At 70.8% G+C, this 13,131-nt stretch carries 12 protein-coding genes; 11 read left to right on the top strand and 1 reads right to left on the bottom strand.

Going from position 1 to position 13,131, the window contains the following annotated elements; all coding sequences use genetic code 11:
• Window positions 1-60 precede the first annotated feature (60 nt).
• From ABD323_RS34965 to ABD323_RS34920, 10 genes are all read left to right on the top strand, one after another.
• The gene (locus tag ABD323_RS34965; protein ID WP_344446107.1) at window positions 61-693 is read left to right on the top strand and encodes a hypothetical protein; all 633 of its coding nucleotides are present in this window, start codon (window positions 61-63) and stop codon (window positions 691-693) included.
• Between the two features lie 64 nt (window positions 694-757).
• Window positions 758-1,117 (top strand): hypothetical protein, encoded by a 360-nt coding sequence (locus ABD323_RS34960; RefSeq protein WP_344446106.1) that lies wholly within the window; start codon window positions 758-760, stop codon window positions 1,115-1,117.
• A gap of 126 nt (window positions 1,118-1,243) precedes the next feature.
• Window positions 1,244-2,125, top strand: coding sequence for a hypothetical protein (locus tag ABD323_RS34955; RefSeq protein WP_344446105.1), 882 nt, complete (start codon window positions 1,244-1,246; stop codon window positions 2,123-2,125).
• 108 nt (window positions 2,126-2,233) lie between these two features.
• Window positions 2,234-2,635 carry a DUF6409 family protein gene (locus ABD323_RS34950; protein ID WP_344446104.1) on the top strand — a complete coding sequence of 134 codons (402 nt, stop codon included), beginning with the start codon at window positions 2,234-2,236 and terminating at the stop codon, window positions 2,633-2,635.
• Window positions 2,636-2,963: 328 nt separating this feature from the next.
• The gene (locus ABD323_RS34945) at window positions 2,964-4,439 is read left to right on the top strand and encodes a DUF3560 domain-containing protein (protein WP_344446103.1); all 1,476 of its coding nucleotides are present in this window, start codon (window positions 2,964-2,966) and stop codon (window positions 4,437-4,439) included.
• Window positions 4,440-4,510: 71 nt separating this feature from the next.
• Entirely contained in the window at window positions 4,511-5,212 is a 702-nt protein-coding gene (locus tag ABD323_RS34940) for a hypothetical protein (RefSeq protein WP_344446102.1), read from the top strand.
• A 240-nt stretch (window positions 5,213-5,452) separates the two neighbouring features.
• Complete coding sequence (locus tag ABD323_RS34935) at window positions 5,453-5,854, top strand: DUF6181 family protein (protein WP_344446101.1); 402 nt, start codon at window positions 5,453-5,455, stop codon at window positions 5,852-5,854.
• Window positions 5,851-6,456 (top strand): DUF6349 family protein, encoded by a 606-nt coding sequence (locus ABD323_RS34930; RefSeq protein WP_344446100.1) that lies wholly within the window; start codon window positions 5,851-5,853, stop codon window positions 6,454-6,456. Before ABD323_RS34935 ends, ABD323_RS34930 begins: the two co-directional genes overlap by 4 nt.
• Window positions 6,457-6,657: 201 nt before the next feature.
• Window positions 6,658-6,936 carry a DUF6211 family protein gene (locus ABD323_RS34925; RefSeq protein WP_344446099.1) on the top strand — a complete coding sequence of 93 codons (279 nt, stop codon included), beginning with the start codon at window positions 6,658-6,660 and terminating at the stop codon, window positions 6,934-6,936.
• Between the two features lie 38 nt (window positions 6,937-6,974).
• Complete coding sequence (locus tag ABD323_RS34920) at window positions 6,975-7,631, top strand: hypothetical protein (protein ID WP_344446098.1); 657 nt, start codon at window positions 6,975-6,977, stop codon at window positions 7,629-7,631.
• Between the two features lie 318 nt (window positions 7,632-7,949).
• Here ABD323_RS34920 and ABD323_RS34915 read toward each other — a convergent pair whose 3' ends face one another.
• Entirely contained in the window at window positions 7,950-8,153 is a 204-nt protein-coding gene (locus ABD323_RS34915) for a hypothetical protein (protein WP_344446097.1), read from the bottom strand.
• 346 nt (window positions 8,154-8,499) lie between these two features.
• Here ABD323_RS34915 and mobF point away from each other — a divergent pair, with 346 nt between their 5' ends.
• Window positions 8,500-12,954, top strand: a complete 4,455-nt coding sequence (mobF, locus tag ABD323_RS34910; RefSeq protein ID WP_344446096.1) for a MobF family relaxase — start codon at window positions 8,500-8,502, stop codon at window positions 12,952-12,954.
• The last annotated feature ends 177 nt before the right edge of the window (window positions 12,955-13,131 follow it).

The raw sequence follows: 13,131 nt of genomic DNA, 5'->3' as shown, positions 1-13,131 counted from the left end.
CCCCAGCCGGCCACCGGGGACCGATCGGCCCCCGACACCCACTCTCACCAGGAGACCACGATGGACCAGCGACCCACCGCCGCCGAACTCGCCCACCCGATCGCCCTTGCACTCGGCGGGAACTGGCGACCGGGGCCGGTGCTCCACGGCGCCCGGGAACTGACCCACGCCGCCACCCTCACCCACCTCGACGGGCGGCAACTCCACCTCTCCGAGCGCTTCGACGACCCCGACCACCTCCACATCCGGGGCCTGTTCCCCGCCACCGACTACGCCTTCCGTCGGGGTGAGACCGACAGCATCCGCGTCGCCACGGACGAGGCCGCCGACTCCATCGCCGCCCTGATCTCCGGCGACTTCATCGCCAGGCAGCAAGAGGTGCACCAGCGGGTGCAGGAGCACAACGGCCAGCAGGCCAAGGCGCGGCAGGCAGTCGAGGGGCACGCCCGCACCGTCGCCGCCCTTCTGCCCGGGGCCCGGACCCGAATCGAGGGGACCACCGCCTACCTGCACATCGATCTTGACCCCGGATCGGTCCGGATCGGCATCGACAGCGACACCGTCAATATCGTCCTCAGCGACGCGCCCCCGATCATCGCCGACGCCGTTGTGTACGCGGTGAGTCGATTCCTTCCCCACATCGAGACGCCGGAGGAAGAGTTCGGCCACCTTGACGAAGAATTCGACCTCTGATCCCCCGATAATTCCGGCGGCGCGCTCCGGGGGGCGCGCCGCCCGCACCCAGCGAAAGGCCATAATGAGCGCCGACCTGTTCGTTATCAATCCGAAGTGGGCCGCGCAGGCCCCGCACCTCCGGTGCACCCTGAAAAGGGCCCTCGCCGTCCAGCCCGAACAAAGAGTGTGGTCCGGCACCGAGCACATCAACAATGCCGGATCAATGGCCTACGGCGGAGAACTCCCCGATTCCGGCCCGTGGCACCTCGACCGCTCCCAGCTCCGCACGCTCAAAATCGCCATCGAATGGCGCAGGGCCAAGCGCGAGGCTCACCCCCGGGAAACCGCCCCGGATATCCTTGCACACTGGACAGAAATAGAGGACGAGGTCATAGCGGCATACCGGGACGCATGCCACGCGGACGGGCTGCACTGGATCTGAAGACTTGCCGAATAGCCAAGAACATGGTTTAATTAATGATGTCGGAAGGGGGAGGGCAACACCCCCGACCGACACCGGCGAACAGCCCGCCTCGACAGCCGATTTCTCACCAGGGGAGACCAGGACATGCCCAGCAAGCCGAAGATGACCGACGATGAGCGCCGTGCCTACAGTGCCCGGATGCGCGGCGAACTCGAAGCCGTGATGGACCGCGCGTACGGCGCGATGGTCGCCGATGAAGGGTTCTGGGCCGCCGTCATGCGCACGGCCGCGACCCTGGGCGACCGCAGCCCCGTCAACTGCATTGCCATTGCAGCTCAGTGCCCCCGTGCGACCCGGGTCCTCAGCTCCGGTGACTGGCGTAAGGCCGGGCGGTTCCCGGTCAAGGGGTCCACCTCCATTCGTATCTGGACGCCGATCCGACGGCGGACCGACGACGCCCAGGCCGCGACCGAGGCCGGGCCCCGGGAAGCCGTCGAGGGCGCCCCCGAGGGGGAGGGCCGCCGGGTCTCCGGCTACAAGGCCGGTCCGGTGTTCGACATCAGCCAGACCGACGGCGACGGCGACGCCTGCGAGCAGCCCGCCGCCGCCCCGCTCGCCGCCGAGGCCGTCCGGGACATCCTGCTTGACCAGTACCGCGACTGGTACCACGAGGACCCCGAGCAGGCCGGAGGGTTCGACTTCACCCGCGAGGCCCCCGACGCCGCCGCCCGCATCCTGGCGTACGGGCACGCGTGGCGACGCATCACCGAGGCGGCCGCCCCGCTCCCCGGCCAGCAGCTCGCCGAGGTCGCCTCGGCCGCCCACGTCGCCGAACTGATCCTCGGAATCGCCCCCGGACCGGCCGTCATGCCCCCGCTCGCGGGCATCATCACCCAGGACAAGAAGCCCCCCGTGCACGAGTCCGCCGTCCGGGTCATCGAGACCGGCCGCGCCATCGCGCACGCTGTCACGGCCGCCGCCGAGCGGCGCCGCGAACTCGCCGTCGCCGGGTTGACCCAGGTCTAGAAACATGGTTTAATTAATGATGTCGGAAGGGGAGGGCAACACCCCGACCGACAACCCCCGCCGGGGCCGATCGGCCCCGGCGGAACCTCTCACCAGATAGGACACGACATGCTCAACACCACCCAGGTCCCCGCCGTCGCAGACTTCCCCGCCGCCACCCTCGTGACCGCCGGACCCTGGTTCCGGGGCCACCAGCTCGACCCGCGCCCGGCCGTCGTGGTCGGCCCGTTCGGCGGACCGGAGTTCGCCGACACGGCCGAAATGGTCGTCGTCTGGTACTTCACCCTCGGTGCCCCGCTGCCCGGGGACAGCGTGCAGGCGATGTTCCCCCACGAGCTGACGCCGCGTGAGGAAACGCTGACCACCATGGACACGGGCGCGTTCTGCGACATCGCCACCAGCCTGCCGCTGGGCCGGTTCCCCTACAACCAGGGAAACGCCCTCGTCGCCGCTGTGAACCGCGCCGTCCGCGAGCGCATCGAAGCCGCCCCGGCCACCGGTCGCGGCTGACCGAAGGCCCCGCCGGTCCGGAGGAGGGCAACACCTCCGGACCAGCGGGCCCACACCCGAGCGGACACCCCTTCGGGGCGGCAGCAGCACGGTCCGGTGCGTTCACCGCCGCCGGCCGACTCCGCCTAGCGGCTCCGCCGACCAACGGCGGGCACCGGACCGCGAAGGACGCGCCCCGCGGGGGCGCGGCAGCCCCTGCCGTCGCGCAGGGCGCGACGGCGGCGAGCCGCTCGTCCCTCACGGCCCGCCCCCGGTGGTGCTCACCGCTTCCAGCACCCCGTCCGCCCTCCGGGCGGCCAAAAGACTCTCACCAGAAAAGACCAGTTCCATGACCATCGAAATCACCCACACCCGCCGGGAAGGAACCCTGGTCGACGGCACCAGCCGGGGTGACGGATCGGCCGAGATCCTGAAACTCCGCGAGTACGGCCGCACCCAGCGCCAGCCCTTCCGCTGGAGCAGGAACCTCGACTGCTGGTACCTCCCGCACAGCCGCGACCACGCCACCTACACCCCCTCCCTCGAACGCCTCGCCCAGCGACTGCGGGACGCCAGCCTCGACGTCACCCTGACCGTCGACAACGCCGACCGCCGCACCTTCGACGAGGCCGAGCAGGACCGGGAAGAGCGCGCCGAGGCCCGCGCCGAGCGGTTCGCCGGGTACGCCGACAACGCCGCCCGCAACTCCCAGGCCGCGTGGAAGGCGAGCCACGCGATATCCGAGCGGTTCGAGTTCGGCCAGCCCATACTCGTCGGCCACCACTCCGAGGCCCGCGCCCGCCGCGACCGGGAACGGATGGACAGTGGGATGCGCAAGAGCATCAGCGAGGGCGACCGCGCCCAGCACTGGGCCGACCGACAGAAGGCCGCCGCCAACTACGAGAAGTTCCGCAAAGACCCGGGCACCACCCTCCGCCGCCTGGACAAGCTTCGGGCCGACCTGCGCGCCGTCGAGAAGTGGCAGCGCGGCCAGTCCGCCAAGGGCTACTCGCGCAACCCCGACGACCCGGAGCTGACCATCCGGCACGAGGAGCTGACCGAGGAGATCACGCACTGGGAGCAGGTCATCCGAGACGCCGAGGCCAAGGGCTTCAAGGTCTGGTCGAAGGGCGACTTCCAGCGCGGAGACTTCGCGCTCTACCGGGGCACCTGGTACGAGGTCCTGCGCGTCAACCCGAAGTCGGTCAGCATCCCGCACATCTTCAACGGCGTCGGCAAGACGGTCGTCCGCGCCACCGACGACGGCTACGACGGCTGGACCTCCACCGCCCCGTACGACGACATCTCCGGGCGCAAGAGCGCCGAGGAGATGCAGCAGCCGCCCCAGGCCGAGGCCGCCGAACACCAGCAGCAGGCTGAGCAGTCCCCGCCGATCGAGGAGCCGGTACCGGCGGCCGAGACGTGCCCCATGTGCCACTCCGGCCAGTGGAACGCGGACGTGCGCCGCTGCGCTCACTGCCACCACGCCCCCGCAGGGAATCCGACCCCCGCGTCGGCCCCCGCCGCCTGGGCGGATCGGCGGGAGAGCACGGTGCTGGTGCTGATCACCTCGAAGGCCACCCGGCGCTCCCGCAAGCGGGCTCTGTGGGCGATGACCCGCAGCGAGGCACAGGCGGTGTGCAGCGACCCCCGCACCTCCGGCCGCTCCTACATGCTCACCTGGACCGAGCGGCCCGGCACCGAAGGCGCCGACTGGGAATGGACCCCCGACAACGGCAGCTTGGACCAGGTCCTCGAAGACCTGGGCATCACCCCGCGCCGTGAATGGACCGCCGCCCCGCAGGCCCCGGCCAAGGCCGCGTAACCACACCCCGCCCGCCCCGGCGGCCGAGCGCCCCGGGGCGGGCCCCACTCTCACCAGAACAGGGCACCACCATGACCACCCAGCTTCTCGAACGACCCGTCATCCTCATCGCCCCCGGCGCCGAGCCGCACGACCAGAACCCCGCCGATCCCGGACAGCTCGACCGCCGCACGGCCGCCCGCGAGCCGGACGTGCCCGCCGCCCACCAGACTGCCATGCCCTACCGCATCGGAGCCCCGGACACCACGGGCCGCTACCCCGTGATCATCGGTCAGGACCAGGTCATCGGCCGCGCCCACCGGTGGAGCCGGGACTGGTGGATCGAGACCACCGCGGGGGAGACCAACCTCGGCCGCCCGGACAAGGGCGTTCCCGGCGTCGAGATGGCCGCCGCCCACCTCGCCCAGAAGTACGCCGCCGGAGAGATCACCGCCATCCCGCTGGACCAGATCCGCGCCGAAGTGCTCCAGCCACTGACCGGCCCCGTGCCGCTGCTGCACCCGCGGATGCCCGTCAACGACCGCAACACCGAGAGCGCCGAGACCGCGTTCGCCGGACTCGCGAAGCTGCGGTGGCGGGCGATCCTCACCGGGTTTCCCGGCTCTGACAACCACTGGATGCTCGCCTGCGAGCTGTGCGGGTGGATCGGCCCCAAGTTCTGGTCGCACTTGCGTGGGAGGAACGGCGGCCTGCCGAGCCTCCACCGCCACGAGGGCGGATGCGTCGGCCCGGACCGCGTCCGCGAACTGATCCCCGCCTACCAGCAGCAGTAGGCCGACCACCCGGGGGGCGGCACGCCGCCGCCCCCCGGGTCACCACCGAACGGACGCGTCGGCATCCACCAGGGCCCGTACCTGTTCGCCGGCCCCGGCCGCACCGCACTCCTGCCGTGCTGGCCCCGCGGTGCGCTCGAAGTCGCCGCCAGTGCCTTCCGAACCGCCGCCGACCGCGCCGACCGTGCCCTGTTCTGATCAGGACCTACCCAGCGCCCAGAACCTCCGAGAGCCACCACGATGGACCAGACGACCAACCTCCGCAGCACCACCAGAGCACCCAGCCGCCGAGGAGCCGCCACCCCGAGCAAGGACGGCATCCACCGGATCGGCGTTCCGCTCCAACCCCGGCTCAGCGCGGCCGAGCTGATCCGCGTACTCCTCGCGGCACCAGCGGAGACCGACCTCCAGACCCTCGACCCCGTACAGGTCCGCACGCTCATCGCCGACCTGCTCACCCGGCACGGATACGAGGTACTCGACCGTTCGCCGTACGACCCCGGCCGCGACCGCCACCAGGACGCCCGCCGCGCAATCCGCCGCGCCTACGGCCTGCGCTTCCAGGACTCCCCGGCCGAGCAGACCGTGCTCGCCGACCCCCTGCGCGAAGTGCTTTCCGCTGTCCCGGGTACGCGACCGTGACCACGACCACGGCCAGGCCGACCGGTGCCCAGGGCCGGCAGACGAACTACTGGCGGGTGCGCAACGGGCGGACACCCGAACCCACCGACAGCGCCCCACAGATGTGGCACATCCGCCACGGCCACCCGGGCGGCGAGTACAGCGACCTCGGGCACGAGCTGGACCCGCCCGAGCACCACACCCCGACCCTGCTCACCCGCAGCCGGCGGACCGGCCGCCGGGAAGAAGAGGAGTTCCGGGGCGGGTGCCTGGCCTGCGGCTGGGAAGGCCCCGTCCACCACGGCGCCGGGTACGGCGACGGCGACAACCAGGCCGTGGAGGATGCCCATGACCACGCTTTCCCCGGCTGGCGCGAGCTGCCGCCCCTCACCACCGCCGAGGACCGGTGGGCACTCCCACGCGACCGGGGGCGCTGGGCACAGCTGACCTCCCGCTACCCGCCGGGGTGGCTGGACCGGGGCGCCCCGCTGGTGGCCTGGAACCGCCACCGCCGCGAAGAACACGCACCCCCGCACCGCGGGCGCCCCCGCTACGAACTCCGCGTCGCCCGGCCACCCGCCAAGCCGCGCACCAGCCCCGCCAATCAGGAAGCCCTGTTCTGATGAACGCCGCCCACCCGGCCAGAGCCCCGCCGCCCCAGACCAAAGATGGTTCAATTACTCCGCTGTTGGCGGAGCGGGCAACCTCCGCCCGGCGGGTGCCGAACCGGCACCTGCACCACCAGGACAACAAAGGACGACCAGCGCGAGTTTGGCAACATGGCGCTGGCCGTCCGGTGTTCTCTCACCAGAAAGAACTCCACCATGCTATGCGATCAACACGATGACTGTCCCCAGCCTGGTGACACCGTCCAGCTCAGGAGCGGTAACAGCATCGGCGCCAAGGCCACCGACACCTACGTCCTCGTGGATGACTTCCCCCGCACCGGCCGGCATTTCGTGCTGAACCTCCCCACCAACCACCCCGCGCACGACGACTGGGCCGCCGCCGTCCCCCTGGAGGAGATAGCCGCCCTCACCCGGCTTGAACCCACCGGCAGCCGCACCTGGACGCCTGCCCCCGACCCGGACCAACTCCAGTGACCCCGTCGAGCGACCACGACCCCGAACAGGAGGCGACCATGCCCGCCAAGACCGGCCGCACGCTCTACTCACGCGCGGACCTGCGCAAGGTCCACGGCATCAGCGAATCCACGCTCCAGAACCTCTGGACCGACCGGGAGAACAACGGGCACCCGCCCGCCGAGATCATCGACGGCGTCATGCACTGGGACGGCGATGTCTGGGCGACGTGGCACCACGAACTCCAGCGCAGCCGCGCCGCCGCGAACACCACCAACGCGCCGAAGCTGGACGGCGACCCGGAGGAGATGGTGGGCCCAGCCGAGGCCGCGAAGATCTGTGGCTTCGCCGACTCCACCACCGTCTCCCACTACGTCAAGACCCCGCCGGAGGGCTGGCCCGACCCCGACGGCTGGGACGAGTTGCCCACCCGCCGCCGCCCGAAGTGGAAGCGCTGGCGGCTGTGGCAGTACCTCGCCGACCGCAAGGGCCGCGGCCACGCCGGCGGACGCCCCACCGGCACCGGCTCCCGCGTGGCCTACCCGTACCAGGGGGACGAACGACTCACCCTCGCTCGGCAGGCCATCGCCGCCAACCCCAAGGCCACGAACGCCGAGCTGATCCCGCAGCTCCAGGAACTGACGGAGAAGCCCTACTCCCGGCCGACCTGGAACAACATCCTCAACTCGGCCCGCAAGAACCCCGAGGAGGGCTGACTTTGACCGACCCCCGCTGTCCGCGCTGCGGCGGCCCACTCGGCGAACGGCCCGCCCACTCCCGGCTGACCATCGACCGGGACATCAAGATCTGCACCATGTGCGGCACTGACGAAGCCGTGCGCCAAGCCCAGCGCCAGGCACCCGTGCCGCCCGGCGAATGGCCCGTGGCCTAGTTCAGCCGGCAAAGCCCACCCGGTGGCACCGGAAGGTCCCCCGCTCCAGCCCATGGAGCGGGGGACCTTCCCGTATCTGCGGCCACCGCCCTCGGCTGTCCCCAGCAGGAGTGCCCAACTCGGTGCGGCGTGCCGCGCCACATCACCCTGCGCCGGGGTGTGTCACCTCACTCGGCTTGGCGTATACCAGGATCTCCAACTCGGTCTCTTCTCCGCAGTCGCCGCAGCGGCGCACGTCGGCATCGCCGTTGAAGCGCAGGTGGACCATCTCTGCCCGCGCGGTCTTGCATCGGGTGCAGTGCGCCTCGCGCACAGTTCGGATCGGCTGGCCGTATCGGTTCGTCATACCGGCATCCTGCCGGAGATGCCTTTCAGCCCCGAGGCCGATCCCAGGCCCGCCTCTCTGCACGCCGACTTTCCCCCGCCGTTCATCTCCCCGCCAGCCCGTACGCCGACCATGACGCCCAGGCCAACCCCACCTCGATGCCCGACCGTCCCGAGGTAACAGTCCGACAGCACCCCGGCCTCGACCGAGCCCGATCCGCAGCAGCGACCAGGCCCCCACGAGTGCCCGACCTTCCCAAGCTGATCATGATCTTGAATTTTGAGGACCAAGGTATCGTCGCTCCGCGACGATACAATCCTCAAAGACGACCGGATCTGACCGGAAGAGAGCGGGGGTGATCGGGCCGATGGCGTGGGTGACCATGATCGGCCCGAGCGACGAACAGGTTGAGTACCGCCTCACCGGCGGCCACGGCTGCGGGAAGTCGGTCCTGGTCGACGCCGCACCCCTCATCGCCGCGATCCAGGCCAAGGCCGAAGAAGCCGGAACCACCGTCGCCGCGCTCCTCGGCCCCACCGAGGCCAAGAAGGCGTTCTTCCGGGCCCGCACCCAACTCCGCAACGCCAAGACCGTGCGGTTCACCGGCTTCGACGCCGTCGAAGTCGCCGCCGCTGCCGGCCTCAACGCCCGCGACCTGTACGGAGAACAGGCCCTCCCCGTCCAGGCCACCGATGGACAGGTGGACTACCACCTCGACGCCAACGAACGCCCCCTCGTGTGGATCGGCAGCGGCCTCCGCGAGTTCGGCATCACCCCCGGCAGCGTCCTCGCCCCCGACCAGTTCCAGGCCGCCCGCCGGCTCATGCACGGCGAGGACTCCCGCACCGGCAAGACCCTCGTGGAACCCAAGCTCGCCATCGCCCCGGCCGCGAAGCTCCCCGCCGCCCCCCTGGTCCGCGCTATCCGCCGCGCCGCCGCCGAGCGCAGCGTGAAGCCCGCGAGTCTGCTCAACTCCAAGCGGAAGCAGGACGCGTTCCGCAGGATGGAGAGCCAGCTCCAGCGGTTCGGCGAATCGCACCGCGTCCCGGCCTCCACCCTGCTCAAGCTCGCCGACGCCGTTGGGGTCGACGCCGTCGCCCTGTACGGCGAGGCCACCTTGCAGACGGCCGTCGCCGCCGAGGCGGGCGGCCACCTCGACGCCCGCGCACTCATGCGCGCCGTCGAAGCCCGCGCCACCGAAACCGGACAGAACCCCGCCGACCTGTTCGCCGCAGCGTCCATGAAGCGCCGGTACGCCCAGACCACGCGCCAGGGCGAACGCCGCCTCCGAGACCTGCCCATGGACGTCCGCGAAGCCGTCGCCATGGCCAAGGCCGCAGGACTCGCGCCCGAGAACGTGTGGGACGCCGAGGAGATCAAGGCCGCCCTCCTCGAAGGACACGTGCAGGTCGGCAACCGTGGCGCGGACATCACCCTCGACCTCCCGAAGTCCAAGTCGACGTTCCTCGCCTACGTGCCCGACGAGATCGCCGCCCAGGTCGAAGCCATCTACACGTCCGCCGGCCGCGAGTCCGTCAGCGCCCTGGAACGGTGGACCGCCTACGGCATGCGCGGACGCAACGGCGACGGGGCCGAGCCGGAGACCGTGAAGACCAGCGGCTTCTCCGGCTGGATGATGGTGCACCGCGCGGCCCGGCCCGTGGACGGCGCTCCGTACGGCGACCCCCACTTCCACCTTCACTTCACGGTCGCCAACATGGCCAAGGGAGTTGACGGCCAGTGGTCCACCGTTGCTGCCGGAGGCCGTGACCTCACCCGGCACGCCCGCGCCACCCAGTCCCTCATGAACGCCCGCATTCGCAGGGAGCTGACCGACACCTTCGGCATCACCTTCCGGCGCGAAGAGCGCACCGGCGCGTGGGAGATCGCCGCGATCCCCGAAGCCACCATCCGTCTGTTCAGCAAGCGCGACAACCAGGTGCGAGACCTGCTGACCAAGCTGGGCATCGACTACGACAGTGCCTCCACCCGCGAGCGCACCGCAGCCTCCACCGCGTCCAAGGCCGCGAAGAACGGCGAAGCGGCTGGCGTCGAGGACGACGTGCTGCGCGCCTACTGGCAGGCCGAAGGCCGCGCCGCCGGTGACGACCCCGACGCCATCGCGGCCAGCGCCATCGAGCAGGACCGGACGGGCCAGAATCCGGACCTGGACCAGCTGTGCGCCCAGGTCTTCGACCCGAAGACCGGCTTGACCAGCCACTCCAAGGAGTTCACGCACGCCGCCGCCATCGCCGCCGTCCTGGACGCCCTCCCGTACGGCGTCGCGGATGCTGACGAAGCCGAACAGCTCACCAACTCCGTCCTTCGGCACGCTGGGTACGCGGTCAAGCTGAACCCGAAGGGCGCCCAGCACTTCACCCACGCCGACCGCTACACCACGGCCGACGTGGTCGCCGCCGAGACGCTCATCGTCTTCGAGGCCACGAACCGCCTCAACGAGCAGGCCGCCGTCGTCAGCAGCGACACCGTCGCCATGACCCTGTCTGCCGTCGAGGCCCAGCACGGTGGCAGCTTCGAGTTCTCCGGCGAACAGCGCGCGGTCCTCGAACGTCTGCTGACCGCAGGCCACGGAATCGACGCCGTGGTAGGCATCGCCGGATCGGGCAAGACGACGATCATGGATACCGCGCGTCAGGCGTGGGAGGCCAACGGACTTATCATCGCCGGGGCGAGCACCGCCGCCGTCGCCGCCGCCAACTTGAAGGCAGAGGCGGGGATCACTTCCCGCACCCTCGCGTCCTGGCTCACCGGCATCCGCAACGGCGGCCCTGGCCTCACTGGTGTTGACGTGCTGGTCGTGGACGAGGCCGCGATGTGCGATGACCGCGACATCGCCGAACTCCTGGCTCACGCAGCGCAGACCGCCACGAAGATCATCGGCATCGGTGACCCCAAGCAGCTGCACTCGCCCGGCATCGGCGGCAGCTTCGCCGCTGTCCACCACATCGTGGGCGGGCTCGAACTAACCGAGAACTTCCGGCAGAAGGACAGGGTCGAGCGCCGGGCATTGGAACTGTGGCGCGACGACAATCGCGTGGAAGCACTCCGTACCTTCGCCGGGACCGGCCGCGTGCACGCCCTCGCGGACAAGGACGAGACCCTCGCCGCGATGCTCACTATCTGGGCCGACAAGCGCGCCGCGCACACCGACGACCACTCCGCCGTGCAGCAGCTCCTGATGCTGGCCTCTACCAACGAGGTCGTGGAGGAACTCAACCTCGGGGCCCGCGCCCTGCGGAAGGCCACCGGCGCCCTCACCGGCCCGGAACACCTCTTCGCCTTGGCCGGCGGCGGTGAACTCGCGCTGTCCGTGGGAGACCAGGTTCTCCTTCGTGCCAACGACTACCGGAGCAAGCGCAGCCGAGGCGAGAACGAGGACGTCCTGAACGGCTACCGCGGAATCGTGCGGGCCGTGGACGAGGAACGCCGGGTTCTTGTCGAGTGGCGGGAGAAGACCACCGAAGGCCACCGCGACGTCGCCGAATGGGTCGATGCCGACTACATCGCGCAGGGCGGCCTCGGGCTCGGCTACGCCATCACCGGCCACAAGTCGCAGGGCTTGAGCGTGCAGGAAGCCCTGGTCTACGGCCCGGGAGCGCAGGCCAACGCCCTGTACACCATGCTGTCCCGGGACAAGAAGGAGACTCACCTCTTCCTCCCGCTGTCCGTCTACGAGACCGATGTCGACCGCGCCCGCGCTGGGGAGACGACGACCGGGCAGGAACAGCTAGACCGTGCCGTCGCGGGCCTCATCCGCGAGGTAGAGACCGGCACCGAGGAACGCATGATCCTCGCCGAACTTCCGACGGCCGCCGTCCCCGCCCACGTCCGGCACATCGTCCCTGACCTGCCGACCCCGCGCGCTCCCGGCACCGGCGAGGCCGCCGAGCAGGACGACATCGAGCAGGACATCCCGAAGCCCGAGCCCCGCCGCACCATCGGCGCCGCCAACCGGTCGGCGACGCCGGCCGCAACCCCGGAGCCCCGGCTCCCGGCCGCCGCCCGCCCGTACGCCCACCTCAACAACGAGGCCCTGCGAGACGCCGCGCGCAAGGCCGCAGCAGCCGCGCGCGCCACCAGGACCGCCGCCAACAAGGCGGAGACCACCGCGGACCGCGCCGAGCAGAACGCGACCTCCGGAACCGGCCCCAACATGCTCGCGCTCAGCCGCCGGCAGCAGGAAGTCGCCGAACGTGCCGAGGCGATCCGTGACGTGCGCGCCCTCGAAGAGGCCATCGCCGAATACACCGCCGGCCTGCACGGCACCCAGGCCCGGATCAGCGGGATCGAGCAGCAGCTGGCCGCCACCGGACTGTTCGGTCGTCATGTACTCCGCGGTGACCAGCGGACCGCCGCCGAGGCAGAACGCCAAGACCTCGTCCGGACGCACCACGCGACCGCACAGGAGCTGGAGAGTGCGAAGGAACGACTCCGCGAAGCCGCCCACCAGGCCGGGCCCGCCGGTGAGCACGAAGCCGTCCTCACCGAAGCCGACCTTCCGCAGGAGGCGAAGGCCGCCCTGCTCCGTCGAGCCCAGGACAAGGACACCCAGGCGGCGAAGGCCCTCCGCTCCGAGGCAACCAAGACCCGCCGCACGGCGCTCAACGCCGACGACCGGGCGTCCGGCCTGCGAGCGGAGCTGACCCGGAGGGCCGACCGCAGCGACCCAACCACCCACACCGCAGAGGCCGCCACACCCATCCCGCCGCAGCCCGAATCCCCGTACGCCAAGCACGCCAGGACGGGCGATCCGTACTTGCACGATGCACCGGATGCTCCGGTGGTTGCACCGCTGCCGTAGAGCTGCTGGCAGCCGCGCGTCGTGCACCTACAGCTGCGAGGGGTTCAGGCCGCTCACCGGTAAGACGGCGCGTTGGTACGTCGAGGCTCAAGCAGGAGTTGAGGCTGGGCCGCCGCCGACGCCCGGCGCAGGGCGGCGTCAGCGGCGGCAGGCTGGCAGGGATGTCAAGCGAGGTTG

It is taken from the genome of Kitasatospora nipponensis (genome assembly GCF_039528135.1).
Lineage (GTDB): Bacteria > Actinomycetota > Actinomycetes > Streptomycetales > Streptomycetaceae > Kitasatospora > Kitasatospora nipponensis.
The sequence above is the reverse complement of the archived record's forward strand: the minus strand, read 5'-3'. Positions and strand labels throughout refer to the sequence as shown.